Source organism: Cryobacterium sp. PH31-AA6 (genome assembly GCF_030063195.1).
GTDB lineage: Bacteria > Actinomycetota > Actinomycetes > Actinomycetales > Microbacteriaceae > Cryobacterium.
This window is the reverse complement of record NZ_JASISS010000025.1, coordinates 21,977-45,990: the sequence shown is the minus strand read 5'-3', so window position 1 is coordinate 45,990 and position 24,014 is coordinate 21,977. Positions and strand designations below refer to the sequence as shown.

At 68.9% G+C, this 24,014-nt stretch carries 25 protein-coding genes; 13 read left to right on the top strand and 12 right to left on the bottom strand.

Annotation, left to right across the window (positions count from 1 at the left end; all coding sequences use genetic code 11):
- Positions 1-302: 302 nt before the first annotated feature.
- The 5 genes from QMG61_RS14460 to QMG61_RS14440 all read left to right on the top strand — a co-directional run bounded on the left by QMG61_RS14460 (position 303) and on the right by QMG61_RS14440 (position 6,703).
- Positions 303-506 carry a helix-turn-helix domain-containing protein gene (locus QMG61_RS14460; RefSeq protein ID WP_283495033.1) on the top strand — a complete coding sequence of 68 codons (204 nt, stop codon included), beginning with the start codon at positions 303-305 and terminating at the stop codon, positions 504-506.
- A gap of 619 nt (positions 507-1,125) precedes the next feature.
- Positions 1,126-1,788, top strand: a complete 663-nt coding sequence (locus tag QMG61_RS14455) for a TVP38/TMEM64 family protein (protein WP_283495032.1) — start codon at positions 1,126-1,128, stop codon at positions 1,786-1,788.
- Between the two features lie 245 nt (positions 1,789-2,033).
- The gene (locus QMG61_RS14450; protein ID WP_283495031.1) at positions 2,034-3,320 is read left to right on the top strand and encodes a bifunctional alpha/beta hydrolase/OsmC family protein; all 1,287 of its coding nucleotides are present in this window, start codon (positions 2,034-2,036) and stop codon (positions 3,318-3,320) included.
- Complete coding sequence (locus QMG61_RS14445; protein ID WP_283495030.1) at positions 3,317-5,173, top strand: glycoside hydrolase family 15 protein; 1,857 nt, start codon at positions 3,317-3,319, stop codon at positions 5,171-5,173. The genes QMG61_RS14450 and QMG61_RS14445 overlap by 4 nt, the downstream gene beginning before the upstream one ends.
- Before the next feature lie 120 nt (positions 5,174-5,293).
- The gene (locus QMG61_RS14440; RefSeq protein ID WP_283495029.1) at positions 5,294-6,703 is read left to right on the top strand and encodes an aldehyde dehydrogenase family protein; all 1,410 of its coding nucleotides are present in this window, start codon (positions 5,294-5,296) and stop codon (positions 6,701-6,703) included.
- Positions 6,704-6,766: 63 nt separating this feature from the next.
- Here QMG61_RS14440 and QMG61_RS14435 read toward each other — a convergent pair whose 3' ends face one another.
- Positions 6,767-6,955, bottom strand: coding sequence for a YegP family protein (locus tag QMG61_RS14435; protein WP_283495028.1), 189 nt, complete (start codon positions 6,953-6,955; stop codon positions 6,767-6,769).
- A gap of 178 nt (positions 6,956-7,133) precedes the next feature.
- On the opposite strand from QMG61_RS14435, the gene QMG61_RS14430 reads away from it, so the two are divergent.
- A complete protein-coding gene (locus tag QMG61_RS14430) occupies positions 7,134-7,604 on the top strand; it encodes a VOC family protein (protein WP_283495027.1) in 471 nt (156 codons plus the stop codon).
- Positions 7,605-7,723: 119 nt separating this feature from the next.
- Here the strand turns inward: QMG61_RS14430 and purQ are convergent, their stop codons facing one another.
- The 5 genes from purQ to kynA are packed head-to-tail and all read right to left on the bottom strand — an operon-like array spanning position 7,724 to position 11,910.
- On the bottom strand, positions 7,724-8,422 hold the full coding sequence (gene purQ / locus QMG61_RS14425; protein ID WP_283495026.1) for a phosphoribosylformylglycinamidine synthase subunit PurQ: 699 nt from the start codon (positions 8,420-8,422) through the stop codon (positions 7,724-7,726).
- Positions 8,422-8,691: a phosphoribosylformylglycinamidine synthase subunit PurS gene (gene purS, locus QMG61_RS14420; RefSeq protein WP_283495025.1), complete on the bottom strand. Its 270-nt coding sequence runs from the start codon at positions 8,689-8,691 to the stop codon at positions 8,422-8,424. The genes purQ and purS overlap by 1 nt, the downstream gene beginning before the upstream one ends.
- A 39-nt stretch (positions 8,692-8,730) precedes the next feature.
- A complete protein-coding gene (locus tag QMG61_RS14415) occupies positions 8,731-10,089 on the bottom strand; it encodes a kynureninase (protein ID WP_502847047.1) in 1,359 nt (452 codons plus the stop codon).
- Complete coding sequence (locus QMG61_RS14410; RefSeq protein WP_283495024.1) at positions 10,086-11,033, bottom strand: amidohydrolase family protein; 948 nt, start codon at positions 11,031-11,033, stop codon at positions 10,086-10,088. The genes QMG61_RS14415 and QMG61_RS14410 overlap by 4 nt, the downstream gene beginning before the upstream one ends.
- A 22-nt stretch (positions 11,034-11,055) precedes the next feature.
- Complete coding sequence (gene kynA, locus QMG61_RS14405; protein ID WP_283495023.1) at positions 11,056-11,910, bottom strand: tryptophan 2,3-dioxygenase; 855 nt, start codon at positions 11,908-11,910, stop codon at positions 11,056-11,058.
- A gap of 161 nt (positions 11,911-12,071) precedes the next feature.
- On the opposite strand from kynA, the gene QMG61_RS14400 reads away from it, so the two are divergent.
- Together QMG61_RS14400 and QMG61_RS14395 are read left to right on the top strand one after the other, a co-directional pair.
- Positions 12,072-12,800, top strand: a complete 729-nt coding sequence (locus QMG61_RS14400) for a TetR/AcrR family transcriptional regulator (RefSeq protein ID WP_283495022.1) — start codon at positions 12,072-12,074, stop codon at positions 12,798-12,800.
- Positions 12,800-13,729 (top strand): alpha/beta fold hydrolase, encoded by a 930-nt coding sequence (locus tag QMG61_RS14395; protein ID WP_283495021.1) that lies wholly within the window; start codon positions 12,800-12,802, stop codon positions 13,727-13,729. Before QMG61_RS14400 ends, QMG61_RS14395 begins: the two co-directional genes overlap by 1 nt.
- Positions 13,730-13,768: 39 nt before the next feature.
- On the opposite strand, the gene QMG61_RS14390 is transcribed toward QMG61_RS14395, so the two are convergent.
- The 4 genes from QMG61_RS14390 to purD form a co-directional block, all read right to left on the bottom strand.
- The gene (locus QMG61_RS14390) at positions 13,769-14,596 is read right to left on the bottom strand and encodes a VOC family protein (RefSeq protein WP_283495036.1); all 828 of its coding nucleotides are present in this window, start codon (positions 14,594-14,596) and stop codon (positions 13,769-13,771) included.
- A 126-nt stretch (positions 14,597-14,722) separates the two neighbouring features.
- Positions 14,723-15,118, bottom strand: a complete 396-nt coding sequence (locus tag QMG61_RS14385) for a VOC family protein (protein ID WP_283495020.1) — start codon at positions 15,116-15,118, stop codon at positions 14,723-14,725.
- Positions 15,119-15,234: 116 nt separating this feature from the next.
- On the bottom strand, positions 15,235-16,191 hold the full coding sequence (locus QMG61_RS14380; protein ID WP_283495019.1) for a phosphoribosylaminoimidazolesuccinocarboxamide synthase: 957 nt from the start codon (positions 16,189-16,191) through the stop codon (positions 15,235-15,237).
- A gap of 68 nt (positions 16,192-16,259) precedes the next feature.
- Positions 16,260-17,528, bottom strand: coding sequence for a phosphoribosylamine--glycine ligase (gene purD, locus QMG61_RS14375; RefSeq protein ID WP_283495018.1), 1,269 nt, complete (start codon positions 17,526-17,528; stop codon positions 16,260-16,262).
- Between the two features lie 167 nt (positions 17,529-17,695).
- Between purD and QMG61_RS14370 the strand changes: the two genes are divergently transcribed.
- Positions 17,696-18,064, top strand: coding sequence for a sterol carrier family protein (locus QMG61_RS14370; RefSeq protein WP_283495017.1), 369 nt, complete (start codon positions 17,696-17,698; stop codon positions 18,062-18,064).
- A 62-nt stretch (positions 18,065-18,126) separates the two neighbouring features.
- On the opposite strand, the gene QMG61_RS14365 is transcribed toward QMG61_RS14370, so the two are convergent.
- Positions 18,127-19,149 (bottom strand): ribokinase, encoded by a 1,023-nt coding sequence (locus QMG61_RS14365; protein ID WP_283495016.1) that lies wholly within the window; start codon positions 19,147-19,149, stop codon positions 18,127-18,129.
- 68 nt (positions 19,150-19,217) lie between these two features.
- On the opposite strand from QMG61_RS14365, the gene QMG61_RS14360 reads away from it, so the two are divergent.
- The 3 genes from QMG61_RS14360 to purM are packed head-to-tail and all read left to right on the top strand — an operon-like array spanning position 19,218 to position 22,356.
- Complete coding sequence (locus tag QMG61_RS14360; protein ID WP_283495015.1) at positions 19,218-19,622, top strand: hypothetical protein; 405 nt, start codon at positions 19,218-19,220, stop codon at positions 19,620-19,622.
- Positions 19,623-19,633: 11 nt separating this feature from the next.
- Positions 19,634-21,256 carry an amidophosphoribosyltransferase gene (gene purF / locus QMG61_RS14355; RefSeq protein WP_283495014.1) on the top strand — a complete coding sequence of 541 codons (1,623 nt, stop codon included), beginning with the start codon at positions 19,634-19,636 and terminating at the stop codon, positions 21,254-21,256.
- Entirely contained in the window at positions 21,253-22,356 is a 1,104-nt protein-coding gene (gene purM, locus QMG61_RS14350) for a phosphoribosylformylglycinamidine cyclo-ligase (RefSeq protein WP_283495013.1), read from the top strand. Before purF ends, purM begins: the two co-directional genes overlap by 4 nt.
- Before the next feature lie 167 nt (positions 22,357-22,523).
- Here the strand turns inward: purM and QMG61_RS14345 are convergent, their stop codons facing one another.
- Entirely contained in the window at positions 22,524-22,769 is a 246-nt protein-coding gene (locus tag QMG61_RS14345; protein ID WP_283495012.1) for a DUF3073 domain-containing protein, read from the bottom strand.
- A gap of 151 nt (positions 22,770-22,920) precedes the next feature.
- Between QMG61_RS14345 and QMG61_RS14340 the strand changes: the two genes are divergently transcribed.
- Positions 22,921-24,006, top strand: coding sequence for an NAD(P)-binding domain-containing protein (locus QMG61_RS14340; RefSeq protein WP_283495011.1), 1,086 nt, complete (start codon positions 22,921-22,923; stop codon positions 24,004-24,006).
- The last annotated feature ends 8 nt before the right edge of the window (positions 24,007-24,014 follow it).

Here is a 24,014-nt window from a genome sequence, read left to right as displayed (position 1 = left end):
TAGCCCCGCTTGTTGTCCTCACGGATGACAGGCGGGGCTTTTTGTCGTGCTCCCCGCTCCCCGAGCGCACCGGCTATTCTTCACTAGGCACCCGCTCCCGTCCCCCCACGGTTGAGCGGGTGCTCTCGCACCCCTGAATGGCCCTACAGCCTCACTAGCCCACATTCCGGGCATGCCCACACGACGGCGTTGTTTCGTACCTCAGCGGCCATGGGGAGCAGGCACAGATCGCAAATAGGCGTCACTCTGTCGTCCATGCCCCCGACTTTACGCCGCTCGCCAATTTGTTGTTGAATTGCGACATGGCAGAACCGCGCGCGCCCCGTCCGCCGCTCGCTTACTCTGTTGTCGAGGCCGCAGAGGCCATAGGCATCTCGGCTTCCAAGCTCGAGCAGATCATTGCTCGCGGTGACATCGCCCCTCGTTGGATTGACGGAAAGAGGATTCTGACCGCCGTCGAACTGCTTGCCTATCTGGACTCTCTTCCATTCGACAAGCCCGAGTGAGCGTGACAACATTTTGACAACACTCTCTAGGAATTGACGCCAATTCAAGCCGTGTCATCTAACCCAACATCCGCGTAAATACGGGGGAGTTGAGGGGTTGTGACATAGGGTTAAGGGTCATAATAGAGTTCAAATCCCACCGTCTCCGCAGTGTGTGAAGTCGCAAGACATTGGAATAGCTCGAACCCACGGATTGTGGGTTCGAGCTATTTTTTTGTGCCTCGGGGTTGGTAGTCCCGGCTGAGGTCGATGGTGGCTTCGCGGAGGATCCCTCTGGTGGCAGCGTTGATGGTTCAGGCGGTGGCGGGTGTTGCCCGGTGGGGCAGCGAGTGGTGTGGGCGCCTCTGGTTTCATTCCTCGGCGAATTCCTCGAGGAGGAGCTGTAGTGGGGCGTGCGTGGTGGCTTGCGCCGCTTTGGCGGTCAATCATTTCTGCAGGGTCTACTGGAGGCGTTCGACTTTCCCTTGGGTTTGCGGGTGGTGGGGTTTGCCGTTCTTCTGGGTGATGCCGCGGGCGGGAGGGCCGATCCGTTTCGACTAGGGTAAACCGCGGAACAACGCTTCCCTGCAGTTGGAAGGATCACGTGCGCACTACCGCCGCTTCGAACGGCCATCGACGCATGTTCTGGCGACTTGGCATGCTCGGGGTCTTCATCATCGGAGTGGTCGTCGTAGAGATCGTGCTGCCGATGCCCACGGTCGATCAAATCCGTGCCGCTGCCGGCAGCGCCGGGGCGATGGGGGTGTTCGCGTTCGTGCTCGCCTACGGCGTGCTCACGCTCACGCCGGTGCCGAAGAATGTGCTCAGTATCGCGGCCGGCCTGACCTGGGGGTTCGGATTCGGATCCCTGCTGGTGTATCTCGGCGCTCTGCTTGGCGCGACGTTCGGCTTCGTGATCGGGCGTTTTCTGGGCCGGGAAGCCGTCGAACGATTCACCGGCGCTCGGGTCGCTCGGATCGATGAACTCCTGCGCAGGCAGGGCCTTGTCACGGTCATCGGCGCCCGGCTGATCCCCGTGCTGCCCTTCACCGTCATCAACTACGCTGCCGGGCTTACCGCGGTGCGTCGCGTCGACTACGCGCTCGGCACGGCCCTGGGTATCATCCCGGGTACCCTCGCCTACGTCGCCATCGGCGCCTTCGGACTCGAATTGGGTTGGCCGTTCTGGCTCGCCGTCGGGGTGCTGGGCGGCCTGACCGTGCTCGGGCTGTATCTGGGAAAAGGGGCCCGGCGACGCGTGAAAGCCGCACCGGGAACGGGCGAGACTGAAGCGGATGTTTGACGCCTTCTGCGCCGTGCGCTTGAGGTCCCACTGCGCGCCGCAGCGGTGACTCTGGATCGCCCCTGGACCGTCATCGAACGCGACGGCCTGAATGTGCGGTCCACATTCCTGCGGGGCGGGCATATTCGTGTGGTTGCCGGTACGATCCCCTAAACCGCGAGGGGTGTCCTGTGTGTCCCAGATCGCAGAAGTCCTGAGGGCCGGCGCCTAGGTTGGTGGGTAGAACACAGACAGAGACGGAAAACATGAGCAGGCAGAGCACGAGATTGGAATTCCCCGGATCCCAAGGGTCGCCTCTGGCAGCGCGGCTGGACCTCCCGGACACGACACCCCGAGCGTATGCCTTGTTCGCGCACTGCTTCACCTGCAGCAAAGACGTGCTCGCCGCCGCCCGGATCTCCCGAGCCCTGACCGATTTCGGCATCGCGGTCCTCCGATTCGACTTCACCGGCCTGGGCCAGTCCGGGGGCGACTTCGCCAACACGAACTTCAGCTCCAACATTGACGATCTGGTCCACGCCGCCGGGTTTCTCCGTGAGCACTATGCGGCACCCTCGCTTCTGATCGGGCACTCACTGGGCGGGGCGGCCGTGCTCGCCGTCACCCACCGCATCCCCGAAGTACGGGCTGTGGTTACCATCGGGGCTCCGGCAGACCCCGACCACCTCGCTCATCTCCTGGTTGAGAACCGCGCCGAGATCGAAGCGCGCGGAGAGGCTGAAGTATGCCTCGCCGGCCGTACGTTTCGCATCCGTCGGCAGTTCCTCGACGACATCGCCGCGCAACCGCAGGCCGAACGCATCCGCAACCTGGGTGCGGCCCTGCTCGTCATGCACTCACCCGTCGACAGCACCGTCGACGCGGACAACGCGCGGCGCATCTACGATGCGGCCCGGCACCCCAAGTCGTTCGTCGCACTCGACGGAGCCGACCATCTGCTGACCAAACCCGCCGATGCCACGTTTGCGGCAGGAATGCTCGCCACCTGGGCCAGCCGTTACGCGTTCGACCCGGTCCCGGAGCCGATCGCTCCCGCGCCGGCGGCCGATCCGGCCGAAGGGCTGGTCGTGGTGTCCGAAAGCGGCACGGGCGCCTTCGCCCAGAACATCACAATCGGCCGGCACCGGCTCACGGCAGACGAACCCGAACCGATCGGCACCGACACCGGCCCGTCACCGTATGACTTCCTCCTGGCGGGTCTGGGCGCGTGCACCTCGATGACGGTGCGAATGTATGCCGAGCGTAAGAAGTGGCCGTTGGAGAAGGTCACCGTGACCCTCCGGCACGGCCGAATCCACGCGCAGGACTGCGCGGACTGCGAAACCGAAACCGGACAGGTGGACCGGATCGAACGGGTCATCCGGTTCGACGGCGACCTCGACGACAGCCAGCGCCGGCGACTGCGCGAAATCGCCGACAAGTGCCCCGTGCACCGAACCCTGCACGCGGAGGTCATCATCGACACGATTGTCTCCCCGGCCGGGGAAGGCGCACGAGTCAGGGAACCGGCCGGCGCGGAAGGACTCGGATGAGTGACCTCCCGATCGCCGACCATGCACTGCTCTCGGATCGACACTCCGCCGCCCTGGTGACCCGGGACGGTTCGATCGCCTGGCTGTGCTTTCCCCGGTTCGACAGCGAATCCGTGTTCGCGTCGATCCTGGACGACAATGCCGGGCACTGGTCGATCCGACCGAGTGCGCCGAGTACGTCAACCCGGGCGTATGTGGCTGGAACGATGGCCCTGCAGACCACCTTCCACACCGACGAGGGCACCCTCGAACTCCTCGACGCCCTCGAGCTGGGGGGCGGGGTCGATCCACACCGCCTCGGCGAGAACGCCCCACATACCCTGCTGCGCGGCGTTCGCTGCACCAGCGGGCGGGTCACCATCGAGATGGTCTGCCGACCTCGACCCGAATACGGTCTGGTGGTCCCGGTCTTTGCGGAGATCGATTCCGGTGTCGTCGCCACGGGCGGTTCGGGCCGGCTCACCCTGTCGCTTCCCGCCCCCGTGACGGGTCTCGGCGGGGAGATCCGGGTTCGGTTCACTCTCGAGGCGGGGCAACACCGGTATTTTGCCCTGCAGCGCACTCGCCTCGGCGAGCCGCTACCGGGTGCTTATAGCCAGGCTGCGATCGCGGCCGGTCTGGCGGCCACGACCGCGAGTTGGCAGCAGTGGTCGGCGATGCACCAAAGCTATGACGGGCCGTGGCGGGAGCTGGTGCATCACTCGGGACGGGTGCTGCAGGCGCTGAGTTACCAGCCCACCGGTGCGATCGTGGCCGCCGCCACGACATCCCTGCCCGAGGAAATCGGCGGTGCCCGCAACTGGGACTACCGCTACTCGTGGGTGCGCGATGCCAGTTTCACCATGAAGGCACTCTGGGTTGCTGCCTGTCCCGACGAAGCCCACGAATTTTTCGCCTTCATGACCGCTGCCGCCGCGCACTCCCGCCCCGACCGTCATCTGCAGATCATGTTCGGCATCGGCGGCGAACACGACCTGTCCGAACGGGTCCTCCCGCAACTGGCCGGGTGGCGGGGGAGCGGCCCCGTACGGGTCGGAAACGGCGCCTGGGACCAACCGCAACTCGATGTCTACGGCGAACTCCTCGATGCCGCGTTCCGACTTCGAGGGCAACTCGGGGATATCGAACCGGCCACGCGAACCTTCCTGGTCGCCCTCGCCGACGCCGCCGCAAGCCAATGGCAGCAGCCGGACAACGGCATCTGGGAAGTCCGTGGTGCCCCGCGCCACTTCCTGTACTCGAAATTGATGTGCTGGGTGGCCCTCGATCGGGCAATCGCCATGGCTGACCAGCTGCACGCAACCGACCGAATCGATGAGTGGTCAACGACGGCCGCACAGATCCGCGCCACCATCCTCGAGAAGGGATGGAACGCGGAGGCAGGCGCCTTCACGCAGGCCTTTGGTTCGCCCGAGCTGGATGCGTCGTCATTGATGATGTCGATCGTGGGATTCCTGCCGGCATCCGACCCCCGCGTCCTCGCCACCGCGGATGCCATCAGCGCGCGGCTCATGGATACCCGAGGGCTGGTCTATCGGTACCAAACTGACACCGGCGTCGACGGCCTGACCGGCACCGAGGGCACCTTCCTGCTCTGTACTTTCTGGCTCGCCCACGTGCTCGCCGCCGGAGGTCGGTCCGGTGAGGCTCGCGAGGTGTTCGAGCGGGCCGTGAGCCACATCAACGACGTGGGCCTGCTCGCCGAGGAGATCGACTCGGAAACCGGCGAGCAGCTGGGCAACTTTCCCCAGGCCTTCAGTCACGTCGGTCTGGTCAATGCCGCGTGGGCCATCCAGCAAGCCGAAAGCGGCAACCCGGCTGACGAGGGAAGAGCACCGGAAAACGCCTCGTAGCGAGAGCGTCACCGCGGCGGGGTCTGCACCATCCGACAACCGCGGTGCGCGCTCCAACAAACCGGGCGGCACCCCGGCTGGATACGGTCAGGGTACTAACGGACTCACAGTGGAGGACCCATGGACACCTACGACGCTCTTCTCGCGACGATCACACCGAAGTCGGGACCGACGAGGGAGATCCTCGACCCCGCGACGGGAGCCGTTGTCGGCCTGGCCCCCGTAGACACCGTCGACGATCTCGACCGCGCCGTTGCCACGGCCGTCGCGGCCCAGCCGGCCTGGGCGGCCCTGGGCCACCCGGAACGCATCGCGATCCTGAACCGGGTTGCCGACGCCATCGACGCCTCCGCTGAGCCGCTCGCCCAGCTCCTGTCCCGGGAACAGGGCAAGCCGCTCAACGGGCCGAACGCCCGGTTCGAGGTCGGAGCCTGCTCCGCCTGGCTGCGTGCCACCGCCGCCACCCCGCTCGAGGCCGAGGTCGTCGTCGATGACGGCCAGGTCCACGCCGAGATGCACTACCGCGCAATCGGTGTCGTCGGCGCGATCGGACCGTGGAACTGGCCGATGATGATCGCGATCTGGCAGATCGCCCCCGCGCTGCGGATGGGCAACGCCGTCGTGGTCAAGCCGTCGGAATACACGCCCCTGAGCGTGCTGGCCCTGGTCGCGGTGATGAATCAGGTGCTGCCGGCCGGTCTGCTGACCGTCGTCTGCGGTGACCGCGAGGTTGGCGCGCGCCTCTCCGGCCACCCGGACATCGGCAAGGTCATGTTCACCGGCTCGACCGCCACCGGCAAGGCAATCATCAAGAGCTCCGCCGACACGGTCAAGCGCCTCACCCTCGAGCTGGGCGGCAACGACGCCGGTATTGTTCTCGCCGACGCCGACCCGAAGGCGATCGCCGAGGGCCTGTTCTGGGGTGCCTTCATCAACACCGGCCAGACCTGCGCCGCCCTCAAGCGGCTCTACGTGCACGACGACATCTACGACGCCGTCTGCACCGAGCTGACCGCGGTCGCCGCGGCCATGCCCATGGGGGTCGGACTGGACGAGCAGAACGTGCTCGGCCCGCTGCAGAACAAGGCGCAGTTCGACATCGTGTCCCGCCTCGTCGACGCCGCGAAGGCATCCGGCGCACGCGTGCTCCTCGGTGGGGACCCGAAGCTGGACCAGCCGGGCTACTTCTACCCGGCCACGCTCATCGCCGACATCGACAACGCCAACCCGCTCGTCATGGAGGAGCAGTTCGGGCCGGTCCTGCCGATCATCCGTTACACCGACCTCGACGACGTCATCGCGCAGGCGAACGGCGTCGACGTCGGGCTCGGCGGATCGGTCTGGTCCTCCGACCTCGCGAAGGCGCGCGAAGTGGCGGCGCGGCTCGAAACCGGGACGGTCTGGATCAACGGGCACGGCGGAGTGCACCCGATGATCCCCTTCGGCGGATCCAAGCAGTCCGGCTACGGCCTGGAGTTCGGCGTCGACGGCCTCAAAGCGCTCGGAGTGCCCCAGGTGATCAACGGCTGAGCCGCCCGATCGACGGGATCGCCGTTCACCGCACGCTGTGCCGGGTGAGCGGCGATTTCCGTGTCAGCTGGCTGGTTCCGTCAGGTCGACGACGTGGGACTTGACGTGGGACTTCAGGGATTCGATCCCCTTGATCGCAGCGGCCTTGGTCATATAACTTTCCGACGTGGCGATGACCTCACCGTTGTTGGCCTTGAGCCTGAACTGGTAGCCGCCGGATCTGTCGACATACACTTCGTATTTGCCGCTCATCACACGCTCTCTTCTTCGCCACGGAACATCATTGTCGACCGTTTGGCCGGTGACCTCAGACTACGCTCCGGCGGAGTGACGTCTCCCCCTAGCCCGGCGCGGGACCGTTCACTACGATCGAGGTCGGATCCGTTTCATCACGACCTGCGCAAGGGGGTCCTCGAAGCCAGGAGCAAGCATGCCAACGATCAGCCCGTTTCTCTGGTTCGACAGCCAGGCCGAGGAGGCCGCCACGTTCTACGTGTCGGTGTTTCCTAATTCCGAGTTGCGGAGCGTCTCGCGCTACCCCGACGACATGCCGGGAGTCGGCGGAACGGCCATGGCGGTGTCGTTCGCGCTCGACGGGCTGGAGTTCCAGGCCCTCAACGGAGGGCCCCAGTTCCCGTTCACGGAGGCAATCTCTTTCTTCGTGCGAGCCGACACCCAGCCCGTGATCGATGACCTCTGGTCGAGGCTCACCGAGGGTGGCGAGCCCGGCCGCTGCGGCTGGTTGAAGGACCGGTTCGGGCTGTCCTGGCAGATTGTGCCGCCGCTTCTCGGGGAGCTGCTCGGCGACCCCGACCGGGAGCGTTCCGGCCGGGTCATGCAGGCGATGCTCGCCATGGCGAAGATCGACATCGCCGAGCTGCGCGCCGCCTACGCGGCCTGAGGCGCGCGGCCTGAGACGCGCGGTCGCTGAGGCGCGGAAAAAGCACCCTGGCGGGCGCTGGGAGGGTGTCTTTTCCGCGCCTCAGCGGGGTCTGGCGCGAGTTGCTCGCGGGGAACGGACTAGGCGGGGGTGAGCATCCGGGTGATCGCCGAGGTGAAGAAGGAGAGCCCGTCGACGCCGCTGCGCATGGCGTCGGAGGTGTCGGGACCGAAGCCAGGCTCGACCGCGTGCTCGGGGTGCGGCATCAGACCGACGACATTGCCGCGGGCATTCGTCACGCCCGCGATGTCGTTCAGGGAGCCGTTCGGGTTGACGTCGAGGTAACGCACGACGACGCGGCCTTCGCCCTCGAGCCGCTCCAGCGTCTCGGCCGAGGCGATGAAGCCGCCCTCGCCGTTCTTGAGCGGGATGGTGATCTCCTGGCCGGCCTCGAAGTCGCCGGTCCAGTCGGTGCTGTTGTTCTCGACCCGCAGCTTCTGGTCGCGGCAGATGAAGAGGCCGTGGTCGTTGCGGATCAGTCCGCCCTCGAGCAGGTGCGCCTCGGCGAGCATCTGGAAGCCGTTGCAGATGCCGAGCACCGGCATCCCCTTGTTGGCCGCGTCGATGACCTCGGCCATGATCGGGGACAGGCTGGCGATGGCCCCGCAGCGCAGGTAGTCGCCGTAGCTGAAGCCGCCCGGCAGCACCAGGGCGTCGACGCCGTGCAGGTCGTGCTCGCCGTGCCAGAGGGCGACCGGCTCCGCGCCGGCCAGACGGATGGCGCGCTGGGCGTCGCGATCGTCGAGCGAGCCGGGGAAGGTGACGACGCCGACGCGCATCAGTGGGTCTCTCCGGCGGGTGCCTCCAGCACGTGGATGCCGACGACGTCCTCGATCACGGAGTTGGAGAGCACGGTGTCGGCGAGTTCCGTGACCTCGGCCAGCACGGCATCGTCCACGTGGCCGTCCACGGTGATCTCGAACCGCTTGCCCAGGCGAACGCTGGTGTACCGGCTCTTGCCGAGGCGACCGAGAGCGCCGGCGACGGCCTTGCCCTGCGGGTCAAGCAGCTCGGCCTTGGGCATAACTTCTACGACGATTGTTGGCATGGTTCACTCCGGAGACGTCAGGGGGTGGATTCCACGATTCTACAGGGCAGCCGCGGTGCCGCGCCCGGCGTCGGTGTCTGCCGCCAGCCCGCTCTGACCGAGCAGCACCCCACGGAGCACGTCGCGGATCGCGGCGACGCCCTCGAAGGTCTCGACGAAGCTGGTGCTGAGCGGCGAGAGCCCGATCCGCAGGGCGTCGGGGCCCCGGAAATCCGGGATCACATCGTGCTCCCAGAGCGTCTTCGTGACCTGGCGCATGGCGGGGTGGTTGATCGTGACGTGCCCACCCCGGTGCGTGTGCTCCCGAGGTGAGGCCACCCGCACGCCAAGCGGCGCCAGCCAGCTGTCGACGAGGCTCAGCGCGAACTCGGTGAGCGCCACCGATTTCGCGCGCACCTGGTCGATGCCGGCCTCCTCGATCATGGCGATCGTGTCCTGCATGGCGAGCATGCCCACGACGGCGGGTGTGCCGCTCATGAAACGACGGATGCCGTCGGCCGGCACGTAGCCCGGGCCCATCGTGAAGACGTCCTTGGTTCCCATCCAGCCCTGGACCGGCTGGGTGAGCACGTCCTGCAGGTCGTGCCGGACGTAACCGAACGCGGGGGCGCCCGGTCCGCCGTTCAGATATTTGTAGCTGCAGCCGACGGCCAGGTCGACGTCGCAGAGATCGAGTTCGACCGGCACGGACCCGACCGAGTGGCTGAGGTCCCAGAGCACCAGCCCGCCCGCCGCGTGCACGACCTCGGTGATCGCCCGCATGTCGGCGAGGAAGCCGGAGCGGTAGGCGACGTGGCTGAGCAGCACGAGGGCGGTCTGCGGGCCGACCGCGTGCCGAACCTGGTCAACGGTGACCCCGGAGGCCGGATCGGAGTGGATCCAGTTGAGGGTCAACCCGCGTTCGGCGGCGATGCCCTCGAGCAGGTAGCGGTCGGTGGGGAAATTGTCGGTGTCGAGCACGATCTCGGTGCGCACGGGAACGTTGTCGATCCGGCGGTAGTCCACGGCCGCGCGCGCCAGCTTGTAGAGCAGCACGGTGGTGGAGTCGCCGACGAACACCTGGCCGGGCGCGGCGCCCAGGGCGGCGTGGCCGAGGTCGTCACCGATCTTCAGGGGGAGGTCCATCCACTCGTCATCCCAGCCGCGAATCAACCGGGTGCCCCAATCGTGGGTGAGGAACTCGGTGATTCGGGCCACGCTGGCCAGGGTGGGCCGGCCGAGTGAGTTGCCGTCGAGGTAGGCGAACGGGTTCGGGGTGGCGTCGCCGACGGTCTCCGTGCCGACGAACTGGCGGCGGTAGTGGGCGAGGCCATCGATGCGGTCCATCCGGCGCGCGAAGGCGAGCTGGGCATCCTGGCCGCCGAGGCCGGCGTGGTTGGTGTCGGTGCTGGGGGTCATCGGGCTTCCTCGGGTTCGGACGGCTGGGGCGGCACGCTCCTATGATGACCGACTTCCCGGGCAGCCGCAGCCGGGACCACGCGGGCCGTGCACAGCCAGGCGGTGAAGCCTCGCGCGTCGCCCGGTCGGTCGCCGGGGATGAGCGTGACGGGATGCCCGACGCCTGGCCGCGGCAGCGCGGCCGGAAAGGCGCCGATGGAGTCGATAGTCAGGGCGCGGAGGAGGTCGTCGGGGGTGAGCCCGCAGGCCAGCAGGGCGTCGAGTTCGCGCCGGTTGAGTCCGGTCGGAAGCGGCCCGTTGCCGAGGTCAGTGCCGTAGAGCACCTGGCCGCCGGCGGCGTGGAACCGGCGCAGGTTGTCGCTCGCGGTGGCGAAGGCCGGGTCACGCCGACCCCAGCCGTGGACGTCGAGGGTGCTGATCCAGGTCATCCGCCCGGCCATGGCGCCGATGAGGTCGGCGTCCAGCGGCTCGTCGAATGGGGTGTGTGCGAGGGCGTCGACCCCCAGGTCGAAGGCGGCGCGGGCCTGGCCGGGACCCTCGGCGTGGGCAACGACCGGCACGCCCCGCTCGTGGGCTCTCGCGACGATCGCCGCGAGCACGTCGCCAGGCAGCACCGGCCCCGCCGCCGAGTTCAGGGTGACCTTGATCACGGCTGCGCCGGCCGCGAGCTGCCCGTCCACGGCGGCCGCGGCATCCGCGGCGCCGGTCACCTCGCGCACGCTGCCGGACGGTGTCCAGTCCTGCCTGGCCGGGTAGCCGCCCGGTGCGGTGAGGAACTGGCCGGCGAAGGTCGCCCGTGGGCCGGGGCCGCCGGCATCCGGCGTCGGGTGCGGGCCGCCGAGGTCGAGCACCCTGCCGATTCCGCCCGCCGCCAGGAGTGACGGGTCGATCAGGGCGAGGTGCACGTGCGCGTCGAGGAAGCCGGGATAGACGGTGCCGGTCATGCGGTGGCGCCCAGCCTGCGGCTCAACTGCCGAGCTCCGTGCGCACGGCGAACAGCTCGGGGAAGAACGTGAGCTCGAGCGCCTTCTGCAGGAACGCGGCTCCGCTCGACCCGCCGGTGCCGTGTTTCATCCCGATGATGCGCTGCACCGTCTTCAGGTGGCGGAACCGCCAGAGCTGGAAGTTGTCCTCGAGGTCGACGAGCTCCTCGCAGGCCTCGTAGGCGCCCCAGTGCAGGGTGGCGTTCTCGTAGATCGTCCGGAAAACCGCCACCAGCTCCGGATGCAGCACCCACGCCTCCGTCACGTCCCGCTCGAGCACCTCGGTCGGGATCGAGAAGCCCTGGCGGTGCAGGTAGCGCAGGAACTCGTCGTAGATGCTGGGCGCCTCGAGCATCTCGGTGAGCAGCGCGTGCCCCACGGGGTCGCTCTCGAACACGGTGAGCATGCGCCGGTTCTTGTTGCCGAGCGCGAACTCCACGGCCCGATACTGGTAGGACTGGAACCCGGACGAGTTGCCGAGCACCCCCCTGAACTCGGCGTATTCGCTCGGCGTGAGGGTGGCGAGCACGGACCATTGCTCGGTCAGCGTGCGCTGGATGTGCTTGACCCTGGCGATGCACTTGAGGGCGGGGGAGATGCGGTCACGGCGGAGGTGCTCCGTGGCGGCCCGCAGCTCGTGCAGCACGAGTTTGAGCCAGAGTTCGGTGGTCTGGTGCTGGATGATGAACAGGAGTTCGTCATGGTGTTCCGGTGAGCTCACCGGGTTCTGGGCGCTGAGGAGGGTGTCCAGGTCGAGGTAGGAGCCGTAGCTCATCCGGTCCCGGAAATCGGTCACGATCTCCGGATCGAAGTCCCGGGTGTTGTTCAGGGCGGACATGCGTGCTCCGTTCCGCACGACAGACATCGGGCCGCAGTGCCAGGTTTGGTTGACTGCATTCTCGTGGGACACGCCGGTGGACGCAACATGACGACCCGCAAACTCCGGTCGTGGAGGATCCCCTCCGCCAAGTCGGAGGTTGGGGTCCTAGAATCAAGCCCATGACTTCGCCCGAGCAGACCCAGCAGGACGGGGCGCAGCCGAGACGGCGTGACGCCAGACAGAACCGCGAACGTCTCCTCCTGGAGGCGCGCGCCCTGATCGCCGTGCACGGTGTCGACGCGTCCCTGGAGGAAATCGCCCGCCGGGCCGACGTCGGCGTGGCCACCCTCTACCGCAACTTCCCGACCAGAGACGACCTCATCCGTGCCCTGCACGAGATCGCCCTCGCCGAGCTCGCCACAGTGAAGGACGAGATCACGGCCGCTCCGACGGCGTGGGAGGGCATCGTCGTCTACACCGAGCGGGTGGCCGAATGGCTCGTCGCCGACCCCGCGCTCCCGGCGATCCTCAAGCGGATGGAGACGATCGACCCCACCCTGGGCAAGGGCAAGGAATTCAAGACCGCGATCGCGTCCCTGGTGGCCCAGGCCAAGCGCGACGGCACGCTGCGCCAGGACGTCGACGCGGTCGACCTCGCCGTGCTCGTCACGATGGTCGGCTCCCTCGGCACGCTGGGCGGCGGCTACACGGGCCAGTGGCGCCGTCAGCTCTCGATCGTGCTCGACGGTCTGCGCGCGAAGGACCTGGACCGGCCGAAGCTGCCTGGGCGCCCGCTGGCGGCCCGCGAATTCCAGGCGGCCGTGCACGGACTGTCCCGGCGCGGCAAGCGTGCCGCAGCCCGCCCGCCGGCGACGGGAACAGGGTCGGCGCCGTCGTTGGGAGCCTGATGACGGAGCGCGATATGACCGCCGCCGGCTGGCCGGCCGTGGCCCCGTTCGGAACCCTCCCGGTTCCGCCGACGGATGCCGTCGCCCACCTGGGCCTCGACCTGCCGGTCGGTCGCCTGACCGCGATCCGCTCCCGGCCGGACGCCCCGGCCCGCGGCGTCGTGCTGCTCGTGCCCGGCTTCACGGGCTCCAAGGAGGACTTCACCGGGTTCCTTCCGCTGCTGGCCGAGCTGGGCTGGGACGCCTGGAGTTACAGCCAGCGCGGCCAGGCCGATTCGGCGGCGCCTGCCGGGTCCGAAAACTACACCCTCGATCGGTTCGCCGGCGACGTGCTCGCCGTGGCAGAACTAGTCGGCGACGGTCGGCCCGTGCATCTGCTGGGCCACAGCTTCGGCGGGGTCGTGGCCCGAGCCGCGGTGATCGCCTCCCCCGGCGGCTTCGCCGACCTCACGATGCTGTGCTCCGGCCCGCACGGCTGGGCCGGGCGACTGGACCGGGAGGCCGACATCGTGCGTTCGCGGGGCTCGGAAGCCTGGTGGAACGAGGACAACCCGCAGACCGTCGGCCGCCCCGATTCCGCGCTCACCACCGATGAGGCGTTCCGTCGACTGCGGATGGGGCGCACCAGCGACGAGAACCTGATATCCGGCGCCGAGATCCTCTCCGATGACACCGACAGCACCGGCGAGCTGCTCGCCACCGGGCTGCCCGTGCTCGTCGCCCACGGCGCCGCAGACGACGCCTGGCCGCAGGAGTGGCAGCGCACCATGGCGCTGCTTCTCGACGGGCGGTACTCCGTCATCCCGGACGCGGCCCACTCGCCCCAGCTGGAGAATCCGGCCGGCACCGCCGCCGTGCTCGACGACTTCTGGGCCGCCACGGGTTCCGGCCCGGCGGGCGCCGCGGACGCTGCACCGCACGCCGACTAGCTACTCGACGGCCAAACCCTCGTTCATGGCCGGGTACATCTAGCGCGCGCGAACCACGATCTGGTTGCCCCAGGGGTCGTCCAAGCCGAGGGTCTGCCCGTCGTGGCGGGTCGCGACGCCGAAGTGGTTCATTCGCTCGTCGAGCGCGCCGATGTCGTCAACGGTCGGCAGGATGATGTCCACCTGGCCGAGTCCGAGCGCGAGCCGGCGCCTGCCGGATCCGGAGCTGTTCCAGGTGTTCATCGCCATGTGGTGGTGGTATCCGCCCGCCGAGACGAACAGCGCCGCGCCGCCGAGGGACGCGGTCGCCTCGAAGCCGAGTCGACCCACGTAGAACTCGTGGGCCGTCGCGACGTGGCCGACGGAGAGGTGCACGTGACCGACGATGGCGTGGCCCGCCGAGGGATCAGCCTGACCTGCCTCGGTGAGGTGCTCGCCGATGAAGGCGTTCGGGTCGAGGTAGAGGGTCGCCATCTCGACCTGGCCGTGCGTCCAGGTCCAGGCGGTGCGTTCCCGGTCCCAGTAGAGTTCGATCCCGTTGCCCTCGGGATCGGTGAAGTAGAACGCCTGGCTGACCAGATGGTCGGCGCTGCCGGTGAACGTGCCCGGATGCTTCGTGCCGACAGAGTAGACGGCTGCGGCGAGCTGGGCCTGGGTGTCGAAGAGGATCGCCGTGTGGAAGAGCCCGCTCGAGCGGGGCTCGGCCGCCGCCAGCTCGGGGGCGTGCTGGAGGATGACGATCGGCGTGTTTCCGCGCCCGAGCACGGCGACGGGGCCGTCCTGGCTCAGCACCGTGAGGGTGACCGCGTCCCGGTAGTAGGCGATCATGGCGTCGAGGTTGCCGACCCGGAGGGTCACCGCGCCCATACCGGTGGAGGGAGGCAGGAGGTCGTTCGCGGAATGGCTCACAGTGGCGTCAACGGATGCCGGCCCGCCGGTATTCCGGACTTCCCGGTTCGGGGGGAGGGAACCGCTCGGCGCCGACGGAGAGGTTCAGCCCTGGCGGGCGGGTGAGTCCTGGTGGAGCTGGATCAGGTTTCCGCAGGTGTCGTCGAAGAGAACCGACGTGCCGGTGGCATCCGTGCTCGGCTCGCCGATGAAGTGCACGCCCAGCGCGGACAGCCGGTCATAGTCGGCGCGCACGTCGGGGGAGCCGAACACGATCGCGGGCAGCCCGAGGGCGCGCAGGCCCTGGGCGTACTTCGTGGAGACTCGGTTGTCGCTGGGCTCGAGGAGGAGGCCGACGCCGGTGGGGTCTTCCGGGGACTTGACGACGTAGAGCTGGTGTTCCGGCAGGATCAGGTGTGCCGTGAATCCGAGCACGGAGGTGTAGAAGTCGAACGCGGTCGCCGGGTCGTTCACGTGCACACTACACATCTTGATACGCATGCCGGGAGCGTAGCATTTTCGCGCCGTCGGGCCGGCCGACGTGACGCCCAGCGACGCCGGCGGGCGGAGGCGGTGTCAGTGATCGTGCGACGACGGTGGCCACGGCGCCGGCGGTGTCAGTTCCCGGCGGCCAGTCCCGCGTGGGTCAGCAGTTCCAGCAGCTCCAGGTATCGGGCCGCGGTTCGCTCGATGATGTCCTCCGGCAGGGCGGGTGGGGTTCCGGTCTGGTCCCAGTGGGCGGCGAGCCAGTCCCGCACGATCTGCTTGTCGAAGCTGGCCATCCGCTGCTCCGGTGTGCCGCCGGAGCGCCACAGTCCGGCGTCCCAGTAGCGGCTGGAATCGCTGGTGAGCACCTCGTCGGCGAGGGTGATGACCCCGGTGATGCGGTCGGCGCCGAATTCGAACTTCGTGTCCGCAAGGATCACGCCCGCCTTCTCGGCGATGGCGGAGGCCCGCACGAAGATCTCGAGCGAGAGGCGGCGCAGTTCGGCCGCGACCGGTTCGCCGACGAGCTCGATGGTGCGTTCGTACGAGATGTTCTCGTCGTGCTCGCCCATCGGCGCCTTCCAGGCCGGGGTGTAGATCGGTTCGGGCAGACGGTCGCCGTTCGTCAGCCCGGCCGGCAGCGGAATGCCGCAGACGGTCTGGCCGGCCTGGTATTCCTTCCACCCGGAGCCGGTCAGATAGCCGCGCACGACGCACTCGATCGGGTACATGTCCAGGGTCTTGCAGAGCATCGCCCGGCCGGCGACCTCGGCGGGGATCAGGCTGGTGACGACGCCGTTCACGGTGTGGTCGGGCACGAGGTGGTTCGGCACCCCGGACAGCTGGTCGAACCACCACAGGCTGAGCGTGGTGAGCAGCTCGCCCTTGCCGGGGATGCCGGGCTCGAGCACGTGGTCGAAGGCGCTGACGCGGTCGCTGGCCACGACGAGAACCCGGGTGGCGGCGGCCAGGTCGGCTGGGGCATCCGGGGCAGTCCCCGCGGGAACGTAGAGGTCGCGCACCTTGCCGGAGTAGGCGTGGCGCCAGCCCGCAAGGTCGAGGGGCGATGGCTGGTCGAGAGAGGTCACGCTGTCATTCTCTCGCACCGGTCTTCCGTGGGCGAACGTGCGCTCGTCGGGCCGCCCGTCTCCGCTCCTCAGAGCGCGACGCGGGCGGCGATGTCGGTGCGGAACTGCGAACCCTCGAGGGCAACCAGGGCGAGCGCGTCGTAGGCGCGGGTGCGGGCATCCGCGAAGCCGTCGCCGACAGCGACGACGCTGAGCACGCGTCCACCGGTCGCGACGAGAACGTCGTCGATCACGGCGGTCGCCGCGTGCAGGATCGTGACCCCCGGCAGGGCGGATGCCGCGTCGAGGCCGGTGAGGGGGCGTCCGGTGACCGGCGTTTCCGGGTAGTTCTCGCTCGCGAGCACAACAGTGACGCAGGCGTCGTCCGAGAACACCGGGCGGGCGAGGCTGCCAAGCCCTCCGGTGGACGCGGCGAGCAGCAGCCCGGACAGCGGAGTCACCAGGCGGGGCAGCACGACCTGGGTCTCCGGGTCGCCGAAGCGGGCGTTGAATTCGATCACACGGATGCCGGCCTCCGTGAGAATGAGGCCGCAGTAGAGCAGCCCGATGAAGGGGGTGTCCTCGTCGGCGAGCCGGCGCACCGTGGGCAGGGCGATCGTCTCGATCACCTCGTCGACGAAGGCCTGTTCGCTGCCGAACCGCTCGTCGAGCCAGGGCAGGGGGGAGTAGGCGCCCATGCCGCCGGTGTTCGGGCCGGCGTCGCCGTCGCCGAGGCGCTTGTAGTCCTGGGCGGGGGAGAGCGGGAGCACGGAGTGGCCGTCGCTGAGCAGGAAAAGCGAGACCTCCGCTCCGTCGAGGAATTCCTCGATCAGCACGCTGCCGTGTTGCAGCCAATGTGTGGCGTGGGCGAGCGCCGCGGGGCGGTCCAGGGTGACGAGCACGCCCTTGCCCGCGGCGAGGCCGTCGGCCTTGACCACGTAGGGCGACCCGAACTCGTCGAGGGCCGCGGTGGCCTCGGCCAGCGTGCCGGCCCGAACGGCACGGCCGGTCGGCACCCCGGCCTGCTCCATGATGTGTTTGGCGAAGGTCTTGCTGCCCTCGAGCGCGGCGGCAGCCTTGCCGGGGCCGAAAACGGGGATCCCGCGGCTGCGCAGCGCGTCGGCGACGCCGGCGACGAGGGGGGCCTCCGGTCCGATCACGACGAGGTCGATGTCGTTCAGGTTCGCGTAGTTGGTGACCTGCTCGGGGTCGGCCGGGTCGAGCGGAACCACCGGGACATCCCCGGCAATGCCCGCGTTGCCTGGCGCGCAGACCACCTCGTGGGCCGGCTCCTCCCGGAGCAGGGCGGTGATGATGGCGTGCTCGCGGGCACCGGAACCGAGGACCAGAATTCTCACCGGTTCAGGCTACCGGATGCCGCCCCGCCCCACACCGCCCCACACCGTCCCACACTTCCCCGCTCGGTTCCGCGAAAGTGCAGTTTTGGCCCCTTCGCGAGCAACGAGGGGGCGACAAGTGCACTTTCGCGGAGGAAGGGGTGGGGGTGGGGCGGCAGAATGGGGGGATGGCCAAGGCGAGGATCGACGACGGGGTGGGGCGCGCGGCGGTGCGCGCATACGCGGCGGACGCTGCGGGGGCGAGCCGGGACATCCGTGCGCTCGCCGTGCGCTACACGCTGCAACTGCTCGCCGAGGAGGCCAACGGCAACACCCTCGAGGTTCGCGTGCCGCCGTTCGGCGCCGTGCAGTGCATTGCCGGGCCCCGGCACACCCGCGGAACTCCACCCAACGTGGTCGAGACGGATGCCGCCACCTGGCTCTCCCTCGCGACCGGCGTCCTTTCCTGGGCCGACGGCCTCGCGACCGGGCTCATCCATGCCTCCGGCCAGCGGGCCGACCTCACCGGGCACCTCCCGCTCCCGCTGGGACCGTAACAGCGACTCGGCCGCGACTCGGCCGCGACTCGGCGGCGACTCGGCCGCGACTCGGCCGCGACTCAGCCGAGGATCGCGGCGACCTCGGCCAGGGACGGCATCGAGCTCGTCGCACCGTGGCGGGTGACGCACAGCGATGACGCGACGGTCGCCCAGCGAACCGCGTCGATCATCTCCGCCTCACCGACAGCAGCGGCCCCGACAGCACCGGCCCCGACAGCAGCAGCCCCACCACCGGCCCCGCCACCACCACCGGCCCCGGCCCCGCCACCACCACCGGCCCCGGCACCGGTACCGGCCGCGCGATCGGACGCTCCGACCAGCCGGGCGACGAGCGCACCGACGAACGTGTCGCCGGCGGCGGTCGTGTCGACGGCCTTGACCGGGCGGGCGGGGGCGAGCCCGAGCACGTTGCCGTCGAAAGCGACGACGCAGCCCTCGGCCCCGAGGGTGACGATGGCCCAGGTGCCGCCGACACTGAGCGCCTCGGCGGCGCGCACCGGGTCACTCTCACCCGTCAGGGCCTCGGATTCCAGGCGATTGGGCACGATCAGGTCCACCCCGGCCAGCAACCCGTCGGGCAGCGGCACCACCGGTGCCGGCGTGAAGACCGTGAACACCCCCGCCGCGCGTGCGACGGCAACACCCTCGGCGAGTACGGAAACGGGCAGCTCGCACTGCAGCAGAAGGTGGGACGCGCCCGCGATCGTGTTCCGCTGGGCCTCGGTCAGGGCCGTGACCGAGGCGTTTGCCCCCGGCACGACGACGATCGAATTCTGGCCGGAGTCCACCACGGCGATGTGGGCGGTTCCGGTCGGTCCGGGCGCCGTCGCGAGACCTTCGATGCGGATGCCCTCGCCAGCCAACAGCGCGCGCACTTCGGAGCCGAAGCCATCCGAGCCGACCGCACCGATGAAGTCGACCGACGCGCCGAGCCGGGCCGCCGCGACCGCCTGGTTCAGCCCCTTTCCGCCCGGCACCGTCATGAAACCGGAACCGAGGATGGTCTCGCCGGGGTTCGCCGGCCGGGGCTGTCGCACCACGAGGCCCATCTTCGCGCTTCCGAGCACCGCAATCCTTTTCATCCGCCCAGTCTGCCAGCCGCAGGGAAACGCACAGCCGACCGCCCCCTGGCGCGTGCGAGAATAGACGGGTGAGTTCAGCCGATCAACCCGAAGAGCAGGCCCCGGAGTCCGGCGAAAGCGAGGTCGTCGTCGACCAGGCCAGGGTTACCGTGCGGCGCTCGCCGCGCTACCTCAACTTCATGATTCTCGGCGCCGTACTCGGCGCCATCCTCGCCCTCGTCCTCACCGTGTCGTTCCCCGGCACGACAGAGTTCGGGGCCGGCCAGGTCTTCGGATTTCTGCTGCTCGCGGGGCTCGTGGCGGGGGTCGCCCTGGGCGCCGTTGCCGCCATGGTGATCGACCGCGCCACCGCACGCTCGGCCGGCACCGTCCTCGTCGATAGACTTGGAACCTATGGGTCGAGCGACCTGGAGGCTCCGGCAGCTCCAGCCGATTCCCCGAATTCCGGCGGCACTCAGAGTACAGATAGTTAAGAGGCTTCGATTTGGCTGGTGGCGACGGACTTCTAGGTCATGACCTTCTTCAGGGCGAGAAGGGGCCACAGGATGCCTGTGGAGTCTTCGGCGTCTGGGCTCCAGGCGAGGAGGTGGCCAAGCTCAGCTATTTCGGCCTCTATGCACTGCAGCACCGCGGCCAGGAATCGGCGGGTATCGCCACGAGTGACGGCTCCAAGATCCTGATCTACAAGGACATGGGCCTCGTCGCGCAGGTCTTCAACGAGGCCGCACTGAGCACGCTGCTCGGCCACATCGCGGTCGGCCACACCCGGTACTCGACCACCGGTTCGTCGAGCTGGCAGAACGCCCAGCCCACCCTCGGTCGCACCTCGGGCGGAACCGTGGCCCTCGGCCACAACGGCAACCTCACCAACACCGCCGAACTCCTCAAACTCGTGCACGACCGCTACCCGAAGGTGGAGGGCGAGCTCGCCCGCGGCAACACCACCGACACGGCCGTGATCACCGCCCTGTTCACCGGCGACCTCGACCACACCCTCGAGGCCACGGCGCTCGAGGTGCTGCCGCGACTGCGCGGCGCCTTCTGCCTCGTCTTCATGGACGAGACCACCCTGTACGCGGCCCGCGACCCGCAGGGCGTGCGCCCGTTGGTGCTCGGCCGTCTCGAACGCGGCTGGGTGGTCGCCTCGGAGACCGCGGCCCTGGACATCGTCGGCGCCAGCTTCGTGCGCGAGGTCGAACCGGGCGAATTGCTCATCATCGATGAGGACGGCCTGCGCTCCCAGCGGTTCGCCGAGTCCAAGCCGGCCGGCTGCGTCTTCGAATACGTCTACCTGGCCCGACCCGACACCACCATCGCGGGACGCGGTGTGCACGAGGCCCGGGTCGAAATGGGCCGCCGCCTCGCCGCAGAGTACCCGGTCGAGGCCGACCTCGTCATCCCGACCCCCGAATCCGGAACGCCGGCCGCGATCGGTTATGCGCAGGCCTCCGGCATCCCGTTCGGCCAGGGACTGGTGAAGAACTCCTACGTCGGCCGCACATTCATCCAGCCGTCGGAGACCATTCGCCAGCGCGGCATCAAGCTCAAGCTCAACCCGCTCAAGGCCGTGATCAAGGGCAAGCGCCTCATCGTCGTCGACGACTCGATCGTGCGCGGCAACACCCAGCGCGCGCTCGTCAGCATGCTGAGGGAGGCGGGCGCCGCCGAGGTGCACGTGCGCATCTCGAGCCCCCCGATCACCTGGCCCTGCTTCTACGGCATCGATTTCGCCTCCAGGGCCGAACTTATCGCGACCGGTCTCGGCGTCGACGAGGTGCGCCAGGCGATCGGCGCCGACTCGCTCGGCTACCTCTCGCCGGAGGGCATGATCGCGGCCACGGAACAGCCGCGCGACAAGCTCTGCACCGCCTGCTTCACCGGGGTCTACCCGATCCCGCTGCCCGACTCGCTGCACCTCGGCAAGAACCTCCTCGAACGCCCGGCCGTCTCGGACGGCTGCGACCCCGGACCGGACTCGGAGTACGAGCCCCTGCTCGATGCCGCCGCGCGCCGCCCGGCCGTCCCGGCCGCAGTACCTGCGCACCAGGGCGGCAGCCCCGCGAAACCGGGACCATTCACGATCGGCGACCCAGGAAGACAAGAATGAGCAACGCTTCATACGCCGCGGCCGGAGTAGACACCGCGGCCGGCGACCTCGCCGTCTCCCTGATGAAGGCCGCCGTCTCGCAGACGCACGGGCCCGAGGTGCTCGGCGGCTTCGGCGGATTCGCCGGACTCTACGATGTGTCGTTCCTCACCTCGTACCGCCGCCCGCTGCTGGCCACGTCGACCGACGGCGTCGGCACGAAGGTCGCCATCGCCCAGGCCATCGACAAGCACGACACCATCGGCCAGGACCTGGTCGGGATGGTCGTCGACGACATCGTCGTAGTGGGCGCCCGCCCGCTGTTCATGACCGACTACATCGCCTGCGGCAAGGTGGTCCCCGAGCGGATCGCGGACATCGTCGCCGGTATCGCCCGGGCCTGCTCCGAAACCGGCACCGCCCTCGTCGGCGGCGAAACCGCCGAGCACCCGGGGCTACTGGGACCGGATGACTACGACGTCGCCGGCGCCGCCACCGGCGTGGTCGAGGCCGACCAGGTGCTGGGGGCGGAACGGGTGAAGGCCGGCGACGTGGTCATCGCGCTCGCGTCCTCTGGACTGCACTCCAACGGTTACTCGCTCGTTCGCCACATCCTCGCCCAGCGCGGCATCGGCTACACCGACACCTCCGCCGAACTCGGCGGGGTCGTCGGCGAGGTGCTGCTCACGCCGACCCGCCTCTACACCGGTCCGCTGCTCAGCGTGCTGGCCGACCCGGAGCTCGCCGGCGCCGTTCACTCGCTCAGCCACGTCACCGGCGGCGGCATCGCGGCGAACCTCGCCCGGGTGCTCCCACTCGGCGCCTGGGTCGAGGTCGACCGGTCGACCTGGTCTCCCTCGCCCGTTTTCCGGGTGCTCAGCGACATGGCCGGTTCCTCCCTGGAGAGCTCAGAGGGAACCTGGAACCTGGGCGTCGGCATGTTCGCCGTCGTCGCGGCCGACTCGGCGTCATCCGTGATCGCACGCCTGGCCAGCGACGGCATCCCCGCGTGGGTGGCCGGCCGGGTCTCGACCGTGGCGCACGACCTCTCGGGCTTCGAGCAGGGAGCCAAGGGCGTCAACGGCGGGGCCGTGCGGTTGGTCGGCGGGTACGCGGGCTGAGCGGGGGGCATCCGTTCGGGCGGTTTGGGCCGCTCCACGCCTCAGGGTGCTCTGAAAGGAACGGAGTGGCACGGTAGCCGTGACACTCCTGGGGGCTGCCGGATCAGGGGCTGCCGCCTTTCGTGAAGCTGCGCTTCACGCCTTTCGCGATGCGAAGCATCGCGCAGTTACGCCGTGCGCTGCTCGTCTTCGGTCGCGTAGGTGTCGACGTACTGGTCGTCGTCCTCGTCGGCCTTGCCCGGCTTCGACGCCTCGTACTCGGGCCACTTCGCGAGGTCCTCGTCGAGACGCTCGTCGTCGACCGGATGCCCGGTGAGTTCGCGTTCGAGCGCGTTGTAGTTGGTGTCCGGGCTGAAGTACTTCAGCTCGCGGGCCACCTTCGTGTGTTTTGCTTTTTGACGGCCGCGCCCCATGCGTGACCCCCTTACGATGCCAGGCCGAGTGAGGAATGAGTCACCCGGGGAGTTGCCGAACGGAATGGTGAAAACTAGCCGCTAGTTTAGCATGATGGGCCTGTGCCCCCGCTGACGCGGTTCACAGGCCACCGTGCTGGAATGAGGTGTGATGGCGAACGAGGCGGCGATACCCGTTGTCATTGTCGGCGCCGGTCAGGCCGGCCTTTCGGTGGCCTATTATCTGCGCAAGTTCGAGCTTAGCCCCGGTCGGGACTTTGTGATTTTCGACCGAGGTCCGGATGCCGGCGGGGCCTGGCAGCACCGCTGGCGTTCCCTTCGCCTCGGCACGGCCCACCGGGTGAACGACCTGCCGGGAATGAGCGAACTCGGGCTGAGTTTCGATACCGCCGATCGTTCCCTTCCCGCCCGGGAAGTCGTCACGGAGTACTACCGCCGCTACGAGGAGCACTTCGGCCTGAAGGTCGTGCGCCCGGTCGCCGTGCACTCCGTGGCCAACCGGGGGGCCGATCTCGTTGTGTCGACGACCTCGCCCGGCTACGGCAGCCGGGAGACGACGGCGCGCCTGCTCGTCAACGCATCGGGAACCTGGGGTTCCCCATTCGTTCCGCACTACCCGGGGGTGGAGAGCTTCACCGGGCGGCAGGTGCACACCGCCGGCTTCGTCTCCGCGGAGGAATTCGCCGGCCAGCGGGTCGTGGTCGTCGGTGGCGGAACCAGCGCGATCGGTTTCCTGCTCGAACTGGAGAATGTGGCGGCAGAGCTCCACTGGGCCGCGCGGCGCCCGATCGACTGGGTGCACACCGAGCAGCTCGACCTCGAGGGCGCGGCCTCGGCGGTCGCCGCACAGGACCGGGCCGCGAGGGCGGGACGCGCCCTGCCGAGCATCGTCAGCGGCACCGGCGTTCCGGTGAGCCGCCGGATCTCTGCCGGGATCGAACGTGGGGTGCTCGTGGCCCGGCCGATGTTCTCGAGAATCGAGCCGACGGGCGTGCGCTGGCCGGACGGCACGTTCACCGAGGCGGATGCCATCATCTGGGCGTCGGGATTCCGACCCGAACTGCGACACCTCTCGGCGCTCAGGCTCCGGGAGAAGGCCGGCGGGCTCTCCGTCGGCGCCGGGGCATCCTGGACCGACCCGCGCATCTTCCTGGCCGGCTACGGGCCGCAGGCGAGCACGGTCGGCGCAAGCAGGGCCGGTCGGATGATCGCCCGCCAGGTCGTCGCGCTGCTCTGACCGAGCGT

What these genes read in the sequence shown, in the direction of transcription:
- QMG61_RS14460 (WP_283495033.1), top strand. Translation starts at nt 303, where the DNA reads ATGGCAGAACCGCGCGCGCCCCGTCCGCCGCTCGCTTACTCTGTTGTC.
- QMG61_RS14455 (WP_283495032.1), top strand. Translation starts at nt 1,126, where the DNA reads ATGTTCTGGCGACTTGGCATGCTCGGGGTCTTCATCATCGGAGTGGTC.
- QMG61_RS14450 (WP_283495031.1), top strand. Translation starts at nt 2,034, where the DNA reads ATGAGCAGGCAGAGCACGAGATTGGAATTCCCCGGATCCCAAGGGTCG.
- QMG61_RS14445 (WP_283495030.1), top strand. Translation starts at nt 3,317, where the DNA reads ATGAGTGACCTCCCGATCGCCGACCATGCACTGCTCTCGGATCGACAC.
- QMG61_RS14440 (WP_283495029.1), top strand. Translation starts at nt 5,294, where the DNA reads ATGGACACCTACGACGCTCTTCTCGCGACGATCACACCGAAGTCGGGA.
- QMG61_RS14435 (WP_283495028.1), bottom strand. Translation starts at nt 6,955, where the DNA reads ATGAGCGGCAAATACGAAGTGTATGTCGACAGATCCGGCGGCTACCAG.
- QMG61_RS14430 (WP_283495027.1), top strand. Translation starts at nt 7,134, where the DNA reads ATGCCAACGATCAGCCCGTTTCTCTGGTTCGACAGCCAGGCCGAGGAG.
- purQ (WP_283495026.1), bottom strand. Translation starts at nt 8,422, where the DNA reads ATGCGCGTCGGCGTCGTCACCTTCCCCGGCTCGCTCGACGATCGCGAC.
- purS (WP_283495025.1), bottom strand. Translation starts at nt 8,691, where the DNA reads ATGCCAACAATCGTCGTAGAAGTTATGCCCAAGGCCGAGCTGCTTGAC.
- QMG61_RS14415 (WP_502847047.1), bottom strand. Translation starts at nt 10,089, where the DNA reads ATGACCCCCAGCACCGACACCAACCACGCCGGCCTCGGCGGCCAGGAT.
- QMG61_RS14410 (WP_283495024.1), bottom strand. Translation starts at nt 11,033, where the DNA reads ATGACCGGCACCGTCTATCCCGGCTTCCTCGACGCGCACGTGCACCTC.
- kynA (WP_283495023.1), bottom strand. Translation starts at nt 11,910, where the DNA reads ATGTCCGCCCTGAACAACACCCGGGACTTCGATCCGGAGATCGTGACC.
- QMG61_RS14400 (WP_283495022.1), top strand. Translation starts at nt 12,072, where the DNA reads ATGACTTCGCCCGAGCAGACCCAGCAGGACGGGGCGCAGCCGAGACGG.
- QMG61_RS14395 (WP_283495021.1), top strand. Translation starts at nt 12,800, where the DNA reads ATGACGGAGCGCGATATGACCGCCGCCGGCTGGCCGGCCGTGGCCCCG.
- QMG61_RS14390 (WP_283495036.1), bottom strand. Translation starts at nt 14,596, where the DNA reads ATGGGCGCGGTGACCCTCCGGGTCGGCAACCTCGACGCCATGATCGCC.
- QMG61_RS14385 (WP_283495020.1), bottom strand. Translation starts at nt 15,118, where the DNA reads ATGCGTATCAAGATGTGTAGTGTGCACGTGAACGACCCGGCGACCGCG.
- QMG61_RS14370 (WP_283495017.1), top strand. Translation starts at nt 17,696, where the DNA reads ATGGCCAAGGCGAGGATCGACGACGGGGTGGGGCGCGCGGCGGTGCGC.
- QMG61_RS14365 (WP_283495016.1), bottom strand. Translation starts at nt 19,149, where the DNA reads ATGAAAAGGATTGCGGTGCTCGGAAGCGCGAAGATGGGCCTCGTGGTG.
- purM (WP_283495013.1), top strand. Translation starts at nt 21,253, where the DNA reads ATGAGCAACGCTTCATACGCCGCGGCCGGAGTAGACACCGCGGCCGGC.
- QMG61_RS14345 (WP_283495012.1), bottom strand. Translation starts at nt 22,769, where the DNA reads ATGGGGCGCGGCCGTCAAAAAGCAAAACACACGAAGGTGGCCCGCGAG.
- QMG61_RS14340 (WP_283495011.1), top strand. Translation starts at nt 22,921, where the DNA reads ATGGCGAACGAGGCGGCGATACCCGTTGTCATTGTCGGCGCCGGTCAG.